This window comes from Arthrobacter sp. BE255 (assembly GCF_031457335.1).
GTDB lineage: Bacteria > Actinomycetota > Actinomycetes > Actinomycetales > Micrococcaceae > Arthrobacter.
Genome location: NZ_JAVDWK010000006.1, coordinates 127,250 through 148,794, shown reverse-complemented (window position 1 = coordinate 148,794; position 21,545 = coordinate 127,250). Strand labels below are relative to the sequence as shown.

At 62.5% G+C, this 21,545-nt stretch carries 16 protein-coding genes; 9 read left to right on the top strand and 7 right to left on the bottom strand.

Going from position 1 to position 21,545, the window contains the following annotated elements; genetic code table 11:
- Positions 1-4: 4 nt before the first annotated feature.
- From J2X42_RS12620 to J2X42_RS12595, 6 genes are all read right to left on the bottom strand, one after another.
- Positions 5-1,495, bottom strand: a complete 1,491-nt coding sequence (locus tag J2X42_RS12620) for a family 43 glycosylhydrolase (protein ID WP_310165609.1) — start codon at positions 1,493-1,495, stop codon at positions 5-7.
- A complete protein-coding gene (locus J2X42_RS12615) occupies positions 1,492-2,352 on the bottom strand; it encodes an ATP-binding cassette domain-containing protein (protein WP_310165607.1) in 861 nt (286 codons plus the stop codon). Before J2X42_RS12615 ends, J2X42_RS12620 begins: the two co-directional genes overlap by 4 nt.
- The gene (locus J2X42_RS12610) at positions 2,352-4,133 is read right to left on the bottom strand and encodes a dipeptide/oligopeptide/nickel ABC transporter permease/ATP-binding protein (protein ID WP_310165605.1); all 1,782 of its coding nucleotides are present in this window, start codon (positions 4,131-4,133) and stop codon (positions 2,352-2,354) included. Before J2X42_RS12610 ends, J2X42_RS12615 begins: the two co-directional genes overlap by 1 nt.
- The gene (locus J2X42_RS12605) at positions 4,130-5,071 is read right to left on the bottom strand and encodes an ABC transporter permease (protein WP_310165603.1); all 942 of its coding nucleotides are present in this window, start codon (positions 5,069-5,071) and stop codon (positions 4,130-4,132) included. The genes J2X42_RS12610 and J2X42_RS12605 overlap by 4 nt, the downstream gene beginning before the upstream one ends.
- A gap of 258 nt (positions 5,072-5,329) precedes the next feature.
- Positions 5,330-6,889 carry an ABC transporter substrate-binding protein gene (locus J2X42_RS12600; RefSeq protein WP_310165601.1) on the bottom strand — a complete coding sequence of 520 codons (1,560 nt, stop codon included), beginning with the start codon at positions 6,887-6,889 and terminating at the stop codon, positions 5,330-5,332.
- A gap of 392 nt (positions 6,890-7,281) precedes the next feature.
- Positions 7,282-7,932: a TetR/AcrR family transcriptional regulator gene (locus J2X42_RS12595; RefSeq protein ID WP_310165599.1), complete on the bottom strand. Its 651-nt coding sequence runs from the start codon at positions 7,930-7,932 to the stop codon at positions 7,282-7,284.
- A gap of 227 nt (positions 7,933-8,159) precedes the next feature.
- Between J2X42_RS12595 and J2X42_RS12590 the strand changes: the two genes are divergently transcribed.
- From J2X42_RS12590 to J2X42_RS23405, 3 genes are all read left to right on the top strand, one after another.
- Positions 8,160-8,744: an MFS transporter gene (locus J2X42_RS12590; protein ID WP_310165596.1), complete on the top strand. Its 585-nt coding sequence runs from the start codon at positions 8,160-8,162 to the stop codon at positions 8,742-8,744.
- Entirely contained in the window at positions 8,741-9,319 is a 579-nt protein-coding gene (locus J2X42_RS12585) for an MFS transporter (RefSeq protein ID WP_310165594.1), read from the top strand. The genes J2X42_RS12590 and J2X42_RS12585 overlap by 4 nt, the downstream gene beginning before the upstream one ends.
- 280 nt (positions 9,320-9,599) lie before the next feature.
- Positions 9,600-9,863: an SDR family oxidoreductase gene (locus tag J2X42_RS23405; RefSeq protein ID WP_396134071.1), complete on the top strand. Its 264-nt coding sequence runs from the start codon at positions 9,600-9,602 to the stop codon at positions 9,861-9,863.
- Between the two features lie 240 nt (positions 9,864-10,103).
- Here J2X42_RS23405 and J2X42_RS12580 read toward each other — a convergent pair whose 3' ends face one another.
- Positions 10,104-10,748 carry a TetR/AcrR family transcriptional regulator gene (locus J2X42_RS12580; protein ID WP_310165593.1) on the bottom strand — a complete coding sequence of 215 codons (645 nt, stop codon included), beginning with the start codon at positions 10,746-10,748 and terminating at the stop codon, positions 10,104-10,106.
- 205 nt (positions 10,749-10,953) lie between these two features.
- On the opposite strand from J2X42_RS12580, the gene J2X42_RS12575 reads away from it, so the two are divergent.
- The 6 genes from J2X42_RS12575 (at position 10,954) to J2X42_RS12550 (ending at position 21,409) form a co-directional block, all read left to right on the top strand.
- Positions 10,954-13,125 (top strand): hypothetical protein, encoded by a 2,172-nt coding sequence (locus J2X42_RS12575; protein WP_310165591.1) that lies wholly within the window; start codon positions 10,954-10,956, stop codon positions 13,123-13,125.
- Between the two features lie 62 nt (positions 13,126-13,187).
- Positions 13,188-15,389, top strand: coding sequence for a beta-galactosidase (locus J2X42_RS12570; protein WP_310165589.1), 2,202 nt, complete (start codon positions 13,188-13,190; stop codon positions 15,387-15,389).
- Between the two features lie 5 nt (positions 15,390-15,394).
- Positions 15,395-16,714 (top strand): extracellular solute-binding protein, encoded by a 1,320-nt coding sequence (locus tag J2X42_RS12565; protein WP_310165587.1) that lies wholly within the window; start codon positions 15,395-15,397, stop codon positions 16,712-16,714.
- An 80-nt stretch (positions 16,715-16,794) separates the two neighbouring features.
- A complete protein-coding gene (locus J2X42_RS12560; protein WP_310165585.1) occupies positions 16,795-17,649 on the top strand; it encodes a sugar ABC transporter permease in 855 nt (284 codons plus the stop codon).
- Positions 17,650-17,698: 49 nt separating this feature from the next.
- Positions 17,699-18,610, top strand: a complete 912-nt coding sequence (locus J2X42_RS12555; RefSeq protein WP_310165583.1) for a carbohydrate ABC transporter permease — start codon at positions 17,699-17,701, stop codon at positions 18,608-18,610.
- A 309-nt stretch (positions 18,611-18,919) separates the two neighbouring features.
- Positions 18,920-21,409: a glycoside hydrolase family 2 TIM barrel-domain containing protein gene (locus tag J2X42_RS12550; protein WP_310165581.1), complete on the top strand. Its 2,490-nt coding sequence runs from the start codon at positions 18,920-18,922 to the stop codon at positions 21,407-21,409.
- Positions 21,410-21,545 lie beyond the last annotated feature (136 nt).

The following is a 21,545-nucleotide window of genomic DNA, read 5'->3' as shown; positions in this document are numbered from 1 at the left end:
CCTCTCAAAACGCGGGCGTGGCGGCAGGTTCAGTGGCACCAGCCGAGTACTCAAAGCGGTCCACCCGCGCCTGCCCGGCCAGCGCTTCCACCCCGATGACTCTGCCGGTGAACCCTCCTGCGACCTCTGTGGAGAGGTACCGGCCATCAATAGCGGCCAGGACCGTGAAGCCGTCCTGCAGGTAGCCCAGCTCGAGGCTGTCCGGCCCCGTCCGGACACCATGCTGTTGTGGGTTGCCCACTGCCCGCAGGGCAAGTGGCACCCCGGCGGGGATCTCGTTCCTGGAAGCGAGTATTTGGTCCATGGGCCCGATAACGGCACGGGCAGAGAGCACATCGCCGCGACGCTCTATCCCAGCCCAGTGCGCGTCATCAACACGGACGATCAGTGACAAGTCACCCTCTGGTGCTTCGGCGTTCACCTCCCATTCGGCGTCCCGCGCCCGTACCGCGAGCAGATGCTTGGCTTCCCGGTCCTCGGGCCCGCGGCCTGCGGCCAGGGTGACTCCCCCGGTTCCGTCGAGGTGGCAGAAAGTTGCCGGAGAGACGCCCGGGGCGATCCAGCGCGGGTGCAGTTCCGCCGCCCCGAAATCTTCGATAAAGGACGTCGTGGGCTGGGGTTCCTGGTGGCGATCCGGAATGACCACAGGCCACTCACCGGTCCAGTCCACTCCGGCGAGGAAGGTCTCCCGTCCGTTCACGTGGAAGCGGGGAAATTCTCCGCGCGGGCGCACGCCAAGGTAGACCATTGCCCAGCCGCCGTCGTTGAGTTCCAACAGGTCGGCGTGACCGGTGTTCTGTACTGGGTGGGAGGTGCTGCGGTGGGTGAGGATCGGGCCTTCGGGGTGAGCCTCGTAGGGTCCGGTGACCGAGCGGGAGCGGCCAATGATTACCGCGTGTCCCGGGCCTGTTCCGCCTTCGGCAACAAGGAGGTACCACCAGCCGTTCTTGCGGAATAGGTGGGGGCCCTCGGGGGAGGACAGGCCAGTCCCGCGCCAGATCAGCTCCGTTTCGGAGAGCAGCTGGCCGGTGAGGGGGTCAACCGTTGCGTGCGCGATGCCGCCCCTCGGGTCAGCCCACGCGAGGTGGCAGTGTCCTTCCTCGTCCCAGGACAGGTCTGGATCCCATCCGATGGCGCCGGCGGTGTAGACCGGGTCGCTCCAGGGGCCCGTGGGGTCCTTGGCGTGAACAATGAGGTGTCCCTTGACCACGTCCGTGATGTTGGTCGTTGTCATCCAGAATCGTCCGTCGTGAAAACGGATGGTCGGTGCGTAGATGCCTCTGCCAGCCCCGGAGAGGCCAGGGCTTACGTTGAGCTGGCTTTCGCGGTCAAGGATGTTGCCGATTTGCGTCCAACTTCGCAGGTTCCGGCTCGTGAATAGTGGTACGCCAGGGAAGTACTCGAAGCTTGAGTTGATCAGGTAGTAGTCCTGACCGGCCCGGCAGATGGACGGGTCGGGATGGAAACCGGGAAGTATCGGCGCTGTCCCCGTCATGCGACGCCCGCCTGGACGTTCTGTTCACGATGGAGCTCTGCCATTCGGTGACGTTCTGCCCGGCGTTTCTCCTGCTCCACCGGGTCCGCGATCGGTGCCGCCAGCAGCAGTTTTTGCGTGTATGGGTGTTCCGGCGTGGAAGTAACCAGCTCAGCGGATCCGGTTTCGACGATGTCCCCTTTGTAGACGACGCTGACGCGGTGGCTGATGTGCCGAACGACTGCCAGGTCGTGAGAGACGAACAGGTAGGCAACACCCGTGCTGCGCTGGATGTCGATGAAAAGGTCCATCACCCGGGCCTGTGTGGACAGGTCCAGTGCCGAGACCGGCTCATCACAGACGATGAGTTTTGGTTTGGGGGCGAGGGCGCGGGCGATGGCGACTCTCTGACGCTGCCCGCCGCTGAACTCCCGCGGCAAACGCTCGGCGGCATCCCGTGGGAGGCCGACCTGGTCCAGCAGCATCTGAACGCGGGCTCGTGCATCACTGGCCGTGGCACCCTGCACCACGAGCGGCTCGCTCAGTGTGTCCCCGATCGTCAGTGACGGATTCAGCGACGTGTAGGGGTCCTGGAAGACAACCTGGATGTCTTTGGACAGGGTGCGGCGGTCCTTCGGGCTGGCGTGGGTGATATCCGCTCCCTGGAAGCGGATACTCCCTCCGCTGGGCTTTACCAGGCCCAGGACAGCACGGCCGATGGTGGTCTTTCCGGATCCGGATTCTCCCACCACGCCCAGGGTCTCGCCCTCACTAATGCTCAGGGACACCCCATGCAGGACCTCGATGGCCTTGGCACGGAATCCACGGCCGGCAAAGGCGACGCGGAGGTCGGTTATGTCCAAAAGTGGCGTAGTCATCAGCTTCTCTCCCCAGCGGCCGCCGCGACAGGCACGGGTGGGTCAGTCCGGACGGTGTGCTCGTCGAGGATCGACCCCAGGAGCATCTGCGTGTATGGGTGTTTGGGTTCCCGGAACAGCTCCAGTGCCGTCCCCGACTCGACAACCTGGCCGTTCTGCATCACCGCGATCCGGTCGCAGATGTCGGCGACTACCCCGAAGTTGTGGGTCACGAGCAGCACGGCCATGTTCAGTTCAGCCTGCAGGTCCCGCAGGAGATCGAGGATCTCGGCCTGGACGGTTACATCCAGTGCGGTTGTCGGTTCGTCGGCGATGAGCAGTTTGGGACGGCTTGCCACTGCGCCGGCGATCAGTACGCGCTGGGCCATTCCACCGGAGATCTGGTGGGGGTAGGAGTTGAAGGTCCGTTGCGGGTTTGGGATTCCCACCCGCTCCAGGAGTGCGAGCACCCTGGCCTTGGCGCCTGCGCCGGACATCCGTGCCGAGGCGCGGATTCCTTCCACGAGTTGAGCGCCGATGGTGTAGGAGGGGTCCAGGTTCGACATGGGCTCCTGGGGAATATAGGCGATCTCACGCCCTCGCAGTTCGCGCAGTTCCCGTTCTCTGAGGCCGAGCAGATTCCGTCCCTCCAACTGAATGGTGCCGCGCACGATCACAGCTTCCGACGGGAGAACGCCAAGGATGGAGAAGGCGGTTTGGGTCTTGCCGGACCCTGACTCGCCGACCAGGCCAAGAGTCTCCCCTGCACGGAGGCTGAGAGTGACACCTTTCACGACTTCGTTCAGCTGACCGGACGGCGTCGGATAGGCGATAACCAGGTCCTCTACGGACAGCAGGTCATCTGATTTTTCATCCCTGGCATTCCGGCCTTGGGCTTGGACGTGGGGGGTCGCCCGTTTTGACGGCTTCAGTTTCACGCCCTCGAACGCGTCACGAAGGGAGTTGCCCAGCAGGACCAGGGACGCAGTGAGCGTGCCGAGCACGACGCTGGGCCAGATGAACTGGGTCGGGTCAACGTAGAGGTTGGTGAAGCCGTCCGCGATCATCGCGCCGAAGCTGGGAACAAGGTTCGACCCCACCCCCAGGAAGGCGAGGCCTGACTGCAGGCTGATCGCCGATCCGGCCAGGAACGCGGCGGCGATGATGATGGGTCCACGGACGACGAAGAGGACGTGCCGGCCCAGGATACGGAGGTTGGACAGGCCGGACACCCGTGCAGCGTCGACGTAGAGCTCGTTCTTTACACCGATCACGAGGTTCCGCACGATGCGGTAGATCCCGGGTGAAAGCAGCACACCAAAAATGAGCATGGTCGCGCGGTAGTCACCCTTGGTGACCGGCATGAGGATGATCAGCAGCAGCAACCCGGGGAAGGTCATGACGAGGCTGAAGACCCATTCGGTTACGTTGCGCAGCCGCCGCCCGAAGTAGCCGCCAATCAGGCCGGAGGTCACCCCGATGATGAGGGCAACACTCGCGCCGATCAGGCCTGCAACCATGCTCGTGTTGATCGAATGAAGCAGTCGGGACGCGATATCGCGACCGTTCTGGTCCGCTCCCAGTGGGTAACCGGGCGTCCCTGGCACGGCGTTGATGGCATTCAGCTGGGCCTCATTGGGTTCATGCGGGGCGATCCACGGCGTGAGAAGGCCCAGGACGACGATGACCAGCAGCAGTGCGGAGGTGATGAGGGCCTGCGGGTCCTTGAGGAGTCTGCGCAGCGGAGATTTCCGGGGTGGGGCTGCCAGCCCTGGATCGATGCTGAGTTCTTCGATGCTCAATTGATTCTCGCCTTCGGGTTGAGCCAGCCGTTGACTACGTCGGTGATGAGGTTCACCGTGACCACGAGCATGACGCTGAACAAGGTGATGCCCATGATGATGGGGATGTCCCCCTGGAGCGACGCGTTGAATGCGTACTGGCCGTAGCCAGGAAGCGCGAACACGTTTTCGATGATGAGTGCTCCGCCCAGCATCTGGATGAATTCAAGGGACAGCACGGTCAGGGCCGGGCTGGCAGCGTTCCGCAGGGCATGGCGGAGCACGATGGAGCGTGTCGGGATGCCGCGGGTCCGCAGGGTGCGGACGTAGTCTCTACGAAGTTCATCGATCATGGACCCCCGTACCTGCGCGGCCATGTTCGCCACTCCCCCGATAACAAGCACAATCACAGGAATAGTGATGGATGCCGCCCATTTTGCGGGGTTTTGGGCGAACGGGGTGAAGCCGGTCGCCGGAAGCAGTTTCAGGTTCACAGCCAGCACCGCGACGAGGACAATCGCGATGAGCAGCCCGGGGACGATGTAACCAACCAGGGAGAGGCCTTGGGAAACTTTGTCGGCCACTCCGCCGCGTGACGCCGCCCAAACACCCAGCGCGACGCTGATGATCACAGTAATAATGAGCGCGGTAACGACAAGCGAGAGCGTGACACCCAAACGGGACGCAACGGCGGGAGCGACGGGCTGGCTGGTAAAAAGCGACGTGCCGAAGTCACCAGTCAGTACCGACCCGAGCCAATCGAGGTATTGGATACCAGCCGGCCTGTCAAAACCGAGCTGGGTCATGAGGCCCTTGATGGACTCGGGTGTGGCTGCGCTCCCCAGGCGTTCGCGGGCCACGGATTCCAGGGAGCCGCTGAGGAGGAAGAACGTGATCATGGTGACGAGCAGCGCGAGCACGATGCCCGCACCAAGACGTCGTAGGGCATAGATGATCATGAGCTTCCTCGCAACATTTCCTCTGGCATCTTCGAACTCCTTTGTCGTGGGTGATGCCGCCTTGTGGCGGTCGGTGCCGTTGTCTTAACGGCACCGTGTTTTTGGGATGGCTCAGACTGAGCCCCCGCAGTGCGTAGTAGCGAATTCAGGGCGGGGCATTGAGCCGGATGTAACGGAGACGGTTGAACCCGTTTGGGGGTTTGCGGGAAAGGGGCGGAAGGCCCGGCGCCGACGTCGGGCCTTCCGCCTTTCGGTGGCCTAGCCGCCGCTTACCGCGAAGTCACGAACCGTGGGCAACACGACCACCGAAGGTAGGAAATCGACCCCTGGCGCCGTCGCCCAGAGCGTGCCGACGTACGCGATGGGCGCGTTCAGGGCTTCCTTCACCGTGTATTCACTGACCTTTTTGTAGAGGTCCGAACGGGCGCCGTCGTCTGACTCGTTGGCGACATCCTCGAGCAGCGCATCGAATTTAGGGTCCTGCCACTTGAAAGGGTTGAGGAATGCCTGGGGCGTGTACATATCGCCGACCTCGCGCCCTGCATCGTTGAGTCCCGCGAACCACAGCACCGCCGGATACTTCTTGGAAGCGATCGATGACGCCGTGTTCTGCGGGGGCACCGGCTCCCAGGTCACCTTGATACCAATGTCAGTCAAAGCCTGCGTGATCACCGGCTCGAAGGATTGCGAAATGACCGTGCTGGGCATCGTCATGGCGAAACCGTTCGGATAACCAGCCTCCGCCAAAAGTTTCCGTGCCTTCGCCGGATCGAAGCCGTAGGTGCCCTCGAGCTCGGAGTTGTATGCGTCTCCGTTGGGGTTGAATACCTGAACCGTCGGTTTGCCGACGCCGTTGAGGAGGGCCTTCACGACCTGCTCGCGGTCAAATGCCATGTTGATGGCCTGACGGACCTTCACGTCGGCTAGCGCCGGGACGATTTCGCCCTTTCGGTCAGCCAGGACGAGAAGGAGCGCAGCCGTCGCCTGGACCTCCTTGACGGTGAACCCAGCCCCTTCGGCCTGCTTCCGTTGCGGGGCCTGGATCAGGGCTGCCTTTACTTCACCGGCCTGAAGCGCGTTGTATTGCGCGGTCCGGTCCTGGATCACGCGGACCTTGACCGTTTTGAAGGGGTAGGCGGCCGCGTTCCAGTGATCTTCCCTGCGCTCGAGCACGTACTCCGTGCCGTCCACCGTTGCGTCTGAGAGAACGTAGGGACCCGAGCCTGCGGGGCGAAGCTTGGTCGTCTCGGCCGGCAACGTGTCCGGGTCACCGATGACGCCGGTGGCCTGAGCCAGGTAGTTCAGGAGTGATGGTTCGGGTGAGGACAGCTGGATGACGACCGTTGAGTCATCGGGGGCCGTAACTGACGTCACTTTGGCGAGCTTGGACTGTTGCTGCCCCGGAGTTGCCCGGGTCCGCTCCAGTGTGCCCACAACATCCTTCGCAGTAACGGGATCCCCTGCACTGAATTTCAGATCTCCGCGAAGTTTGAGCGTCAGGGTGCGCAGATCCTCCGAGTACTTCCAGCTTTCAGCCGCGTTGGCCTGGACTTTCCCGTCTTTATCAACCATCAACAGAGTGTCGAAGATGGATGCCCAGATGTAGGACTGTTGTCCTTCGGCGAGCTGCGCCGGATCCAGGGAAGCCGGCTGCGCCTGAACGGCGATGCTGAGTTCCTCATTACGGGATGACGTCTGCCCCGCAGCGGGGTCTGCTGAGGGGGATGAGCAGGCCGCGGTGGCCAGCAGTGCTGCCAGGGCCAGGGAGGCAGACGCCGTACGCGTCAGCGATCTGGCCCGGGGGGAGAGTGAAATCATATTGGGAGACTCCTTTGTCGGTTTGGGGATAGGAAAGCAGTCATTTGTGGCGTCGGGGCTGAATCCGCGATTCGCTTAATTCGGTGACCAGCATCACAAGCAAAGCATCTTTGAAACGATATTACAACCGGTTGCCAACCTGTTTCCGAAAAATTTATTAAGGCGATGGTTACCATGGAAATAAGGGATATTGGGCGCGCAAAAGCGATCGTTGACTTCAGCGTCAGAAGGCCGCATTCCGGACCTATATGAGAGGGCATTCCGACCCCGTAAGGGTAAAACCGGAAGGCAATAGAGCTGCCTGTTAATTCATTAAGGAGGCAGATAGAGGAAATCAGGCTTGGGGCATTCCTTTTATTGGGTAGCCTGTTCCGCGCAGGGAGATAATCGCATTAAATTTCCGATAAGAGGTCACCAATTTTATGCTTGGCTTCCATCAGCGGCTGACCGGTCAGGGCTTTGAAACCCCGGGACACTTCCGCCACCAGATCAAATGACGGGTCGACAAGCCACTGCATGCGCAGCCCGCTCCAGAGCCCCACCATCTGACGGGCAACGCTGAGTGGGTCCAATCCAGGCAGGGCGTATCCGTCAGCCTGCCGCATCTTCACACCCTCCGCAAACTGGAGGACCGCGTTCTCACGATGGTTCTTCAAGTACAGGTGTGCCGGATGCTCAGGATTCACCGCCTCAGCACTCAACGCGAGGAAGAGTCGTGATACTGACTCATCCTCTCCGCTGAGGCGCGCGAGCTCGGGCGGGGGCCACTCATCCCGAAGCGCAAAGCTGCCTCCAAGCTGTTCAGTAAGCAATTCCCGGCTGTTCTGATCGGCCAACTCCATGGCGGCCACCAGAATATGATCACGCGTGGGGAAGTGATACAGCATCGCGGTTTCGCTCATGCATGCACGAGCCGCTACCTCCGCAGTCGTCAGCGCCCGGTGCCCCTTCTCAAGAATGATCTCAAGCGCGGCCCGCGCGACCGCAAGACGGCGTTCCACCGTCTTGGCGTAAGGGCGTCGTGTACGCGTGACAGCTTCCATATTTTGAGGATAGTTGAAAACTGAGTGGTACACCATAGCTACGGCTATTTTATCTTGCCATCATCCGACAGACATAGCTGAACTAAGTGAAAACTGATTTACACTCGGCATTGCGTCCGGTGATAATCAAACTGCGAAGGAGCTCGTACAACCGTTGGAACTGAAATGCCCCCGACGTGCGACAACACAGTCTTTAGGGGTATAGCCCCGCAAGTCCCTTCGGCGGCATGTTCGCCGGCCACTTCGGCGACAAAATCGGCCGTAAGCCGATGCTGGTGCTGTCGCTGCTCATCATGGTCTTCGCCACCCTGGCCATGGGCCTGCTCCCCGCCTACGCCCAGATCGGAGTCTGGGCCCCCATCCTCCTGACGGTGCTGCGCCTTTTGCAGGGCTTCGGCGCGGGAGCCGAATGGGCCGGCGCGGCCGTCATTTCCATCGAACACGCCCCCGCAGGACGCAGCGGATTCCTCGGAAGCTTCACGCAGATGGGCGTCCCGGCAGGCATGCTGCTCGCTAACGCGAGCGTCCTGATCGTCAAGTCCGCCTTGTCTGGAGAGGTTTTCGACGCCTGGGCCTGGCGAGTGCCTTTCCTGCTCAGCCTGATCATGATCGTCATAAGCCTGGTCGTTCGCGCCAAGCTTGAGGACTCCGAGGACTTCAAAGAACTAGTTGCGAAGAAGCAGACCTCGAAGAAACCCCTAGGCGAAGCCATGACGAAAGAATCCAAGGGAATCTGGCTCGTTGTTGGCATGCGACTGGCAGAAAAGCCGCTTTTTACCTATACACGACATTCTCGGTGGTCTATATCATGAGGACGTTTGGAGCCGAGCGCGCCAACCAAGGCACATTGTCGGTCCTGATCGCCTCCGCCATCGGCGTCTTTGCCGTACCCCTCTGGGCGATCCCCTCTGACAAAATTGGTCGCAAGCCGGTGTACTTGTTTGGCTCGATCGGCGGGCTCCTGTTCTTCCCGCTCTACTTTGTCATGACGGACACGGGCAGCGCACTGCTGGCAACGCTCGCCATCATCATCGGCCTTGCTGTCTTCCACAACTCGATGTACGGCCCGCAAGCCGCCTTCTTCTCCGAGTTGTTCTCCGCAAAGCTGCGCTACAGCGGCGCGTCAATGGGCTACCAGTTCGGCTCGGTTCTCGCCGGCGGTATCGCGCCGCTGGTCGCCGTCGCGCTTCTGAACGCCGGCAACGGCGAGCCGGGCTGGGTGATCCTCTACTTCAGCGTGATCGGGAACATCACCGTAATAGCGACACTCCTCGCACCGGAAACGCTCGGGAAGCTGGACCGGCGCCTCGCCGCCGCACAGGAGCAGAACGACAAAAATGCAGGGATCACAAGGTGCGCTCCAGCGCTAACTAAACCCTTGAAGTAAGGCGGGCGTCGTCCGGGTCAGAGACCTCGGGCGGCGCCCTTCCCTTTGAACCTCACGTGACCATCCGCAGGTGCTACCCGAGCCGACCCAGAGAACGAGGAAACCTTGAACCCACCATCCAGAGCGCGAGTTATGCGCGGCATCCGCAACTCCATCGCCCGATCGAAAAGTCCCCCGACGTTAAGGACAAGTCAGCGCGGAACGGAATCCGGGAGCAGGCGTACTCGGAATCTTCCTGGCTGGCTCATGTTGCCAATCACCGAACCGCACCGGGATTTCCTTGGACAGGCCGCCACTCGCCCCGCAGAATATCCGCGTCAACGCGGTCGCACCGGGAATGACCAATACGCCTCTCTACGCGCAGTGGGCATCGAGCCAAGACGACCCCGAAGCCACAAGGCAACGCGTGGCGAGTGCAATTCCCCTCAAACGCATCGCCGAGCCGGCAGACATTGCTGCGGCCGTCTCATACCTGGCCAACCCAGCGGCAACATACATTACCGGCGTCTCGCTACCCGTAGACGGTGGTTACCTCGCGCAATAACGGCCAGCAGTTCAACCCCCGAGGTTAGGATTCTCAGTCATCAACGAAGACAGCGGGGCTTCGGCGCGAGGCGCGTCGATCGTCGCCGTGACGGGTCGGTCTCCCCTTCGTCTGTGCGTCGTTTAGCCACCACCGAAGAAGGGGGACGCGCGGGGCCCCAAAGCAATCCCGACGCTCAAACCGGTGGCCGGATACCGGCTGTTTGCGAGAGCTCCTACCGGAATGCCGTAGATGCCTCTGTCAGGTCGGACGCGGATCATCCAGCGGCGGACGCGGCCCTTCATCTGCTACGGGATCGGTGCTTAGCGCTTTCGGACCAAGGACGGCCCGGATGTGCCACTCCAGGTGGGCTCGAATGTCGAACTCGGGACCGTGTTGCCACTGGAATTGGAGGCCTTCCCAGGCCGCCAGGAGAAGACGCGCGGCGATATCGGCGTCAATGTCACGCGGGACCACTTCCTCATCCTGAAGCCTGTGAATGTCGGTTGCTATGACCTTCAGCGATCGGGCCAAGCGGCCTTGAAAGTACTCATTCGCAGGGTGTTCACGGTCGACGCCGGCGCCGGCCATTTCCGCGTACAGAAGCGGGATATGCGGACGGCGAACACCCACTTCCGCCCGATGTCCCATGTCGGCAATCGCGCCTGCTTCCGCTCCTTCGCCACGGATATTCTCGTCGTCAAACTGCTTCAATGCCGAGATGAGGAGGCTCTCCTTGGTGGGGAAGTGGTAAAACACCGTTGGTTCACTCGTCCCCGCCAGCTCGGCAACCTCGGAAACCGTAACGCTGCGGTGTCCCTTCTCTTGGACGAGCCTAAGCGTTGCCTCGCTGAGAGCTTGCCGGCGTTTGCCCGACTTCGCATACGCGCCCCGTTTCTCTGCCATCGAAGCTCCCTTCAAATTGGGGGTTGAGTCGTTTCAATACTTAGGGCTATGCTAGCCCTTAGAAAATTATAGTCGACTCAGAATTCGTGATGCGAACCTGAGCAGAGGAGGCAAAGATGCCAACATCAATCCATGACCACGGAGGCTGGGCCTCCGGCGGTGTCTGGAACGTTCAGGGCCCCAGCCACAAATCCGGGGCTCTTAAGTGACCGTCGACCGGCTGGGCCTGGTCCGAAAGCACAACCCCGTCCTGACTGAAGCCCACCCTGCCGACACCTTCACCGTAGGCAACGGCGACATTGCCATGACGGTCGACCTCTCCGGTTTGCAAACCTTCCCGACCTTCCACGAGTTGCGTCCGGATCCGGAGCGCGTCATCGACGACGGCAGCAACGGCCTGCCCGAACAGCGGCAACGGCCGTTCGACCGGGACGATTTTCAGATCCCGTTGCGCTCGGAGTCAACCTGGGGGTGGTACAGCACCCGCGCCGGGCGGGAATACTCCCTGGACGATGCAGCGTCCGAATACCGGACCGCGCGTGGAGCGGTGCCTTACCTCGACCGCATGGGGCTGCAGCGCGCTGCCGACCCGATCCCTGACGAGCTCGCACCCGGCGCCTGGTTTGCCTACAATCCTCGGCGAATGCACCTGGGGCGCTTGGCACTTGATGCGACGGCGGACGGCCCGGTGATCGAGCATCCGCAGCAGCTGACCGACGCACGCGCCGAGCTGGACCTGTGGTCCGGGGCAGTGCATTCCAAGTACACGCTCGATGGCGCACCTGTTGCAGTAACAACCGTGGCTCATCCCACCGCCCACCGTTTCGCGGTACGGGTCAGCTCGCCACTGCTCGCCCGTGGACTCGCGGTGTCCTGGGTATTCGATCCCCAGCAGGACGACCTTGCCGCGTTCGAGTTGCCGCTCGCGGAGGACCTCAGTTGGGAAAAGCTTGCCCCCGGGAGTTTGTTGGCCCGCCGCAGCGTGGAGTCGACGACGTATTGGGTCCAGGTGGACTCCACCGGGCGCCTGGACCCAAACGACGACGGCACGAAGGTCACCGCCGCCACTGACGGAGCGGAACTCGAGGTGGTCGTCTCGCTCTGGGCGGAGGATCCCGCTGCAGTCCAATCTTCCGGAAACGACGACCGATCCTTCTCTTCGGTGGTGGGCGCGGCCGCGGCGTGGTGGGAGGACTATTGGCGCCGGGGGGCCATGGCGACATTTGAGGGCAGTACGGACGCCCGTGCCAACGAGCTTGAGCGCCGCATTGTGCTGTCGCAGTACCTGACAGCTGTCAACTGTGCCGGCTCCACCCCTCCGGCCGAAACCGGCCTCACCTATAACACCTGGTGCGGCAAGTTCCACCTTGAGATGCACTGGTGGCACGCGGCGCATTTCCCGCTCTGGGGACGCGGAGACCTGCTGGAGCGTAGCCTCGGCTGGTACCACGACGCCCTGCCGGCAGCCCGGGAGACGGCGCTCCGCCAGGGCTATAAGGGAGCGCGCTGGCCGAAACAGACAGATAACTCGGCGCGCGAGTCGCCGAGCCACATCGGCGTGTTCCTGCTGTGGCAGCAGCCACACCTGATCTATTTTCTCGAACTGCTCCATGACGAAGGCCGCCCGGCCTCGTTCCTCACCGACCACTATCCGCTGGTCGAGGCCACGGCCAACTTCATGGCCGACTTTGTGGAGGAGCGTGATGGCAGTTTCGTGTTGCCGCCACCGCTCATCCCGGCCCAGGAGAGCTATCTCGTTGACCGGGCCACCAACTCTGATCCGACGTTTGAGCTGGCCTACTGGTCGTGGGCCCTTCAGGTGGCGAACCAATGGCGCCAGCGGCTCGGCATGCCGATCCGCGAGGACTGGGACCGGGTGGGGCGCCGGATGCGGCGCCCGGCCATCCTGGCGGACGGCACTTACGCCGCACTCGCAACGCCTCCCTATCTTCTGCTCAAGGATCACCCATCGATGCTCATGGCCCTGGGCTGGCTGCCAGACAACGACATCATCGATCCCGACGTCATGCGCGCAACGCTCGACGCAGTGTGGGCGAATTGGGACCTGCAGACCAGCTGGGGATGGGATTACCCTGTCATAGCCATGACGGCAGCCCGCCTTGGCGACATCGAACGCGCCCTCGAAGCGCTGCTGCTGCCATCAGCGAAAAACCAGTTCCTGGCAAACGGACACAACCCGCAGATGCCGGGCTTCCTGACCCTCTATCTCCCCGCGAACGGAGGACTGCTCGCCGCCGTCGCCCATCTGGCAGCGGCCATCAAGGGCGGCGCGCGGCTGCCGGCGGGGTGGAGCCTGACAACCGAGGGCTTCGGCGCGCTGCACCCTGCGGCCGGCACCCCCGTCCCTTCGCTATGAGCAGCCAGTCCAGCACCGGCGCTCCGATGCCACCACCAACTTCCCCTCCCGAAAGGCAGGCCATGCGTTCCGTGTTCTCCTCCACGCCGTGGTACGGCGGTGATTACAACCCTGAGCAGTGGCCAGAGGAGGTATGGACTGACGACGTCCGGTTGATGAAACGGGCCGGGGTCAACCTCGCAACGATTGGTGTCTTTTCGTGGGCGATGCTCGAGCCGCGGGAGGGCGAGTACGACTTCGGGTGGCTTGATCGCGTGATCGAGGAGCTGCACGCCGGGGGCGTGCGCGTGGACCTCGCCACGGCGACGGCATCACCGCCGTCGTGGTTCTCACAGGCCTATCCCTACTCGCTGCCGGTAACAGCGGACGGGATCCGCCTCTCGCCCGGGTCACGTCAGGCGTACTGTCCCAGTTCGCCCGTGTATCGGGCCGCTGCCGGTCGGCTGGTGCGTGCCCTGGCGGAGCGCTACGGCGACCACCCGTCGCTTGCGCTCTGGCACATCAACAACGAATACGGCTGCCACGTATCCCGCTGCTACTGCGACGAGTCCGCGTCAGCGTTCCGTCGCTGGCTCCAGCGACGCTACGGCACCATCGATGAGCTGAACCGGGCCTGGGGCACGGCGTTCTGGTCCCAGCGCTACTCAAACTTCGATGAAGTGCTGCCGCCGCGCGCAACACCGGCCTACGGCAACCCGACACTGTTGCTCGACTTCGACCGGTTCAGCTCCGATGAGCTGCTCAAGTGCTTCCTCGCTGAGAAGGCCATCCTGCGCGAGCTTACGCCTGATGTGCCCGTGACCACGAATTTCATGGGGCTGTTCCGCGGCCTCGACTACTGGACCTGGGCGCCGCATGTGGACGTCATATCGGATGATCTTTATCCGGATCCGGCTGACCCGGACGCGGCGAAGGTGGCATCCATGGCCCGTGACCTGATGCGGTCCCTTGGCCGCGGCCGCCCCTGGCTGCTCATGGAGCAGGCGACCAGCGCCGTCAACACCCGTCCGCAGAACGCGCCGAAGGCAGCGGGGCAGATGAGAGCACTGTCGTATCAGGCGGTGGCGCGAGGTGCGGACGGGATCATGTTCTTCCAGTGGCGGCAATCGGAGGCCGGCGCCGAGAAGTTCCATTCCGCGATGGTGCCCCACTCCGGCACCGATACCCGGGTCTGGCGTGAGGTGGAGCAGCTCGGACAGGAGCTGCGCGGACTCGGACGCGTGATGGGTGCGCCGGTGCCTGCCCAGGCCGCGATTGTCCTGGACTGGCACAGCTGGTGGGCCATTGAACAGCGGGGGCTGCCGGTGCATTCCAATTACCTCGCACTTATCGCCCCCTGGCATGCTTCACTGACCCAGGCCGGTGCTGTTGTCGACTTTGTGCATGGTGACGAGGACCTCACGGGCTACGCACTGGTAGTGGCGCCCAGCCTTTTCGTCGCCACCGACACCCAGCTGGCCGCCCTCGATGCGGCTGCCCGGGCCGGGTCAACGGTGCTCGTGACGGCGCAATCGGCGATAGTGGACGAGTCGTTGCGGGTCCGGCTGAACGGCTATCTGGGCGGACTGCAACAGACCCTCGGTGTCTGGATCGAGGAGTTCGCTCCCCTGGCCGGCGCATGGATGCGGCCCGGTGCCGTCCCGGTCAGGCCCGAGGCAACCACGGCGCCGACCGTCGAGGTGCTCAGTGAGCTGCTGCCCGGTGGCCGTGCCACCGGGGTTGAATGGGCCGAAATCGTCCGCGTCCGCGACGCGGAGGTAAAGGGAACGTTCGACGGCGGCGCGCTGGCCGGCCTGCCCGCCCTGACGCGGCGGCAGGCAGGGAAAGGTTCCGCCTGGTATCTTGCCACCCGGCTCAACGCCGAGGCCATGGCGGCGTTGGTGCAGGCGCTGCTCGTCGAAGCCGGTGTTTCCGTCAGCCCCGTTCACGAAGGGGCAACGTCCGGCTGGATCGAGACCGTCCGCCGGGGCGAGCTGACGTTCGTCATCAACCACGGAACGGAGCCGGTCAAGCTCACGATCGAGGGGACGGACCTGCACAGCGGGGACCCGACTTCCGGGCGTGTCCTTGAGCCGCAGGGCGTCGCTATCGTCGCCCGCAGCCTCTCCCCCGACGCGACGCAGGGAGGCATGAGAAGGACATCCCGCACCGGGGGAAACGGTCATGTCGGGTATCGAAGTTTCGCTGGCGACAGGCGGCCAGTGAGTAGCAAAGCAATCAGTCCTGAAACAACCAATCCATCCACTACGTCCTTTCAAAGGTGAGAATTATGCGTAGAAACAGCACGCAGTATGCCCGTCCCATCCGCCGTCGCTCCGCCGGGCTGGCGGTGGGGGCACTTACCCTCGCGGCTTCGCTGCTTGTGCAGGGATGCTCCGCCGGCGGCGGAAGCTCCGATTCCAGCGGCCCGGTCGAACTGACTTTCCTGAACCAGTCACGCGGGCAGGAGGCAGCGCTCAACCAGCTCGCGGAGCAGTACACGAAGGAGAAAGGGATCAAGATCACCGTCGACTCGCCCGGTCCAACCGACTACCTGCCCAAGCTGCAGGCCAAGGCGCAGTCGAAGTCGATGCCGGACATCTATTCGTCCTTCAACGCCACGGAGATGGCCCCCTTCTACAAGGCCGGTTGGGCCATGGATCTTTCTTCCGAACTCCAGGGTGACTGGGGTAAGAATTTCGCCCCGGCTGTGATCAAGATGTCGACGTTCGCCGAAGGCAACAACCTGGGCGTTCCTGCCGGTATCTACACCGCACACTGGGAGACCCAAACGTACGGGTTGCTTGTCGATCCTGCAGCGACCGGAATCGATCCGAAGGCGCTGCCGAAGACGAGCGCAGAGCTTATCAGCAAGCTTGCCGCGGGAAGCAAAGATGGCCATGGCACGTTCTCGGTTGCCGCGTCGCTGACGCCACAGCTGATCCAGGGATACGCGTCCAACTGGTTGACGGACGAGGAGATCTCCGCAACCTTCGACGGCAAGGCAAGCTGGAAATCAGATGGGTGGCGCAAGGCGTTCCAGCTCCTGGTCGACATGAAGGAGGCCGGCGTCATTGCCAACGGCGCCCTCCCCGGTGGCCAGAATGACAACCCCACGGTCGAGACGTCGTTCTTCAGCAAGCACGAAGTGGCCGCGGTGTTCGATGCCTCACCGGGTGTCTCGGTAGGTCTGCGTACCGCGCCGGATTACAACAGCTACTTCTCACTCGGCCTGCCGCCGGCTGCCGACGGCAAGCTGGCACCCCGCTCACCGGGTCTTCCCGGCAAGGGCGCTGTGGTCAACCCGAAGGGCAAGCACCCCAAAGAAGCCCTCGCCTTCGTCAAGTGGCTGACCGAGCCGGCGCAGCAGAAGGTATTCGCCGAGGTAGGCCGCATCATGCCGACCAACCCGGAACTGCTGGCCAAGGGCGACCTGCCCCCGCAGCTGGCCGGATTCGGAGCCGGCGTCAAGGACATGCAGGTCCTGCCGAACACCCCAACCTCCAACGTCAACACGGCGATCGTCCGCGATTCGCAGAGCCTGGTGCTCGGTGAACTCACCGTCGATCAGGTCCTTGACGACCTCCAGGCTGCCCAGGACCGCAAGTAATGGAGTCCCAGCTTCTTCAACCTGTTTTGCGGCGCCCCTTCCGGGCGCCGCGAAACAGGCGGGCACTCCGACGGAATCTCATGGGGTTGCTGTTCCTTGCTCCGGCGATCGTCGTGATCGGCATCTTCACGATCACGCCATTCGCGCAGGCCATCCTCCTGAGCTTCCAGACCTGGGACGGTGTCAGCCCTGACACACCCTTTGTGGGGCTGCAGAACTACGAGTTCGTCTTCAAGGACGAAGCGTTCTGGGCGTCGATGACGAACGTGGCGGTCTTCGGCGTCGTCGGCTTCTTCCTGGGCAATGGCGTAGCCATCGCGATGGCCCTTGCCGTGAACACGGCCACCCGGGGCCGGACGTTTTTCCGCACCGTGTTCTATCTGCCGGGCGTGCTCTCTGTGGTTGTCGTGGGCCTCATCTTCTCGTCCATGTTCGATCCCAGGTCGGGTGTCCTGAACAGAATGCTCGACGTTCTCGGCCTTGGGGCGCTGCAGCAGAATTGGCTCGGCGATCCGGCTGTGGCCCTGCCATCCGTCGTCGCAGTCTTCATCTGGTTCCACTGGGGATTCGGGTTCCTCCTGTTCCTCGCAGGATTACAGGACATACCGGCGGAGCTCTACGAGGCCGCGGAATTGGATGGCGCACGCGGATGGGCGAAATTCCGCTATATCACCTGGCCGCAGCTCGCACCGGTCACCACCATCGTCAGCCTGCTGACCCTGCTGGCCGCCCTTCAGGTCTTCGGAACCGTCCAGGTCCTCACTAACGGCGGGCCGGGATACCACACAATGGTGCCCACACTGCAGATCTACGCCGAGGCGTTTACCAACCACCGCTATGGAAGCGCCGCAGCGATGTCCGTGCTCTTCGGGGGGGCCCTGGTTGTGCTTTCCCTCATCCAACTTGGAATCTCAGCACGGCGGTCCCGGTCATGAGCACGGGCATGAGCACGAGCACGATCAAGAAAGTTGAACGGTAATCATGATGTCAGCCAATCAGGTCCAGCAAAGCGACCCCCGCACGGGTTTGCCCGGCTCGGTAGAACCTGACGATCAGCCACAGTCACGTCGAAGGCGTCGCATTACTGCAGATCGCGTCGGCTTGTATGGTCTGCTCATCGTCGCGGCGCTCACCGCGCTCTTTCCACTCCTGTGGATGGCGTCGGGCTCGCTTCAGTCTCTAGACGAGCTGTTATCAGGCAAAAGCCTTCTGCCCAAGGACCCCCAGTGGGACAACTACATCACGGCGTGGATTCAAGGTGACCTGGGGAAGTACCTGCTGAACAGTGTCGGGTACACACTGACTGCAGTCTTAGGAATCCTCGTGGCCTCCAGCATGGCCGGGTACGCGCTCGCACGGCTGGAGTTCTGGGGCAAGACCTTTTTCACGTTCGTGATCCTGGCCGTGATGATCATCCCGGCACCTGCTATGTTCCTCGCGCAGTACCGGTTACTCGTCGATTTGGGATTGTCCAACAGCAGGGTGGGCTATGTGCTGATCCTCATCACATCGGGAGTCCCCATGGCAACGCTCATCATGCGGAGCTTCTTCGCCGGACAGCCGAAGGACCTTGAGGAGGCAGCAGCCCTCGACGGCGCCTCCTCGCTGAGGATCTTCGCAAGTGTCATCCTTCCCTTGGCCAAGCCTGGTCTGGCCGCGGTCGCTGTGATTCAGGGACTGGCCGCGTGGAACGAATACCTCATGGCTCTGGTCATCTTCGACGACAACGCACTCATGCCGATCCAACGGGGTCTGACAAGCTTCAATTCCGCAGAGACACCGCAACAGGAGGTCCTACTCGCGGCAACTGCAATCTCCATAGTGCCTGTGATCTTCTTCTATCTACTGGCACAAAAGCACATCGTCAAGGGGATCGGGGCGGGCGCCATCAAATGAGCGGCCTGGCCTTCCCCTGGTGCACTCCAAGCCATTAGATCGGGACCAGCTTAGGAAGCACTCCCGCCAGCACACCAGATGTCAGTAAGTCTGTCGGAGGCTTGCCAATAGTTACCACAATGGTTACTATTCAATTTCGCGGAGTTCTCGGACGCGTCATCTATTCGATGCCTGTGCACGAACAACGCCTCGTTTGCTGCAGTCGTGGTGCCGGCACTGAAGCCGCCGCAATAATCCTGCCAGCCCGCGACACAGGATCCTGCCGGGCGACCTGTCCGTATAGAACACAAAATCGACCGGAAAGACATCATGATGAACGAGCTGACAGAAAACATCCAACCCACGCGGGTCTCATTCAATGATGGGTGGTCCGTTCGCCCAAAGGTCGGCTTCTTCTCCGAGTTGCGCCCGGGCCAGACGCCCCCGGAACCTGTATGCCTGCCGCATGACGCGTTGGTGGGATCGGCACGGGTCCCAAGCGATAACGGGTCGAACACGGGCTACGTCCCCGGTGGTGCATTCGCGTACTCGAAGGAATTTTATGTGCCGGAAGAGTGGAACGGCCGCAACATCGCGGTCGACTTTGAAGGTGTCTACCGCGACGCGATGGTGTTTATCAATGACGACTTTGTCGCCCAGCGGCCTTACGGGTACTCCGGCTTCCGGGTCGACATGACTCCGTACCTTCGATATGGGGAGCCAAACGTCATTCGCGTGGAGGCGCGCGCACACGAGGACTCACGCTGGTACAGCGGCGCAGGCATCTACCGTGATGTTTGGCTCATTGTCGCCGGCGACGCCCACCTCGACTACGCCGGCGTCCAGATCACCACACCTGACCTCGACGGGGACCTCGGTGTCGCAGCCGTAGCGACGACGGTGCGAAACTCGGCCGCCCGCCCGCGAACCGTGCGGGTCAAAGTGGAGATCCTCGATCCCGCCGGAACCATAGTTGCCCATGATGAGTCGCCCATAACGGTCATGCAGGCCCAGACCGCTGTACTGCGGCAACGGCTGACCGTCCAGGCCCCGCTGCTGTGGGACGTCAACGACCCGAACCTCTACACAGCGGTGATCAGTGTCATCGATGGCGACAACGAGCCCGAGGTGTCCGTCACCGCGTTCGGCTTTCGAACACTGCAGCTCGATACCACCCACGGGCTCCGCCTGAACGGGCGGACCGTGAAGCTCCGGGGCGCGTGCGTCCACCATGACAACGGCCCGCTCGGCGCCGCCACCATTCGGCGAGCAGAGGAACGCCGCGTCGAACTACTCAAAAAAGCCGGATTCAACGCTATCCGCAGCAGCCACAACCCGCTCAGCCCGGCCATGCTGGACGCCTGCGACCGCCTGGGCTTACTCGTCATCGACGAGGCCTTTGACGTCTGGACCGAATCCAAGTCTTCGTTCGACTACTCACTGCGCTTCGCGGACTGGTGGGAGCGCGACGTCGAAGCGATGGTTCTGAAGGACGCCAACCACCCCAGCGTGATCATGTACTCGATCGGGAACGAGATCCCCGAGACCGGCAACGCCATGGGCGCAGTGTGGGGTCGGCGTATCGCCGAAAAGATACGACAGCTCGATCCCACCCGCTTCATAACTAACGGCATGAACCCGATGGTCTCGGTCATCCATCGCCTCGCGGAAATGGGCAGGAACATTGAGGGCGGCGTCAACTCCGCGATGAACCAGATGGGCGACATGATGAAGGACATCGCGACCTCTGACCTGGTCACCGCCAGCACAGAAGAGTCGTTTGCGATCCTGGACGTCGCCGGGCTCAACTATGGAGAGAGCCGCTACGAGCTGGACCGGGGGCTGTTTCCGAACCGTCTCATCGTTGGAACCGAAACCTTCCCCGGGAAGATCAGCGATAACTGGGCCGCCATCGAACGGCACCCCCATCTGATCGGCGACTTCACGTGGACGGGATGGGACTACCTCGGCGAGGCCGGCATAGGACGGGTCAACTATGCGGACGAAGGACCCCAGTCTTTCGGTGCCCCGTTCCCATGGCGGACCGCATGGTGCGGGGACATCGACATTACCGGACATCGCCGGCCGGTCTCCTACTTCCGGGAGACAGTTTTCGGCCTCAGGGCACAGCCCTATATAGCTGTCCATCCCCCCTCGAACTTCGCCAGGGAGGCCCGCCCCACCCAATGGTCCTTCAGCGATGCGATAGCGACGTGGGACTGGGACGTGGCCGAAGGAACCCCGATCCGCATCGAGGTCTACAGCGCCGCTCCCGAGGTGGAACTCCAGATCAACGGCCAGAGCGTAGGAGTGCAGGCAGCCGGCGCCGACAACGGGTTCAAGGCGGTCTTCGAGACCGAGTTCGCGGCCGGCGAAGTAACGGCCATTGCCCGAAGCGCTAACGGGTCGTACGAAAGCTGGAGCCTTTCGACTCCGGTGGGATTGTGCAAACTCCGCGTTCGCGCGGACCGGACGGTCATCGAGGCCTCGGACGGTGATCTGGTGTACCTCGAGATGTCCTTGGAAGACGACAAGGGACACATTTTCACGCACGAAACAGAGTCCCTCTCCGTTCTTGTCGAAGGCCAAGGAGTGTTGCAAGGACTTGGCAACGGGAACCCACAGTCACAGGACTCGTTCCGCTCCAAAGTATGCAACACCTACGAGGGGAGGGCGTTGGCAATCCTGCGCCCCACGGGAGCCGGTGAAATCACCGTCACGGTCAGAGGAGCCGACCAGACCACCGCAATCACCATCACAGCCCTGAAGCCAAACACAGTGGCAACAGCAGCCGTGGCACACGACGAGCCCGGGACTTAACCCTGAACACTTGGCCTGGGATTGCTTGAGCTCACGCCTTCCATGATGCCCCCCGGGATCCGATCCCCACACCCTTGGCGGCCCCAAAGGGCTCATGGAACTGTTGGACACGCTCTCCAAAGCAGCTCATGTTCGC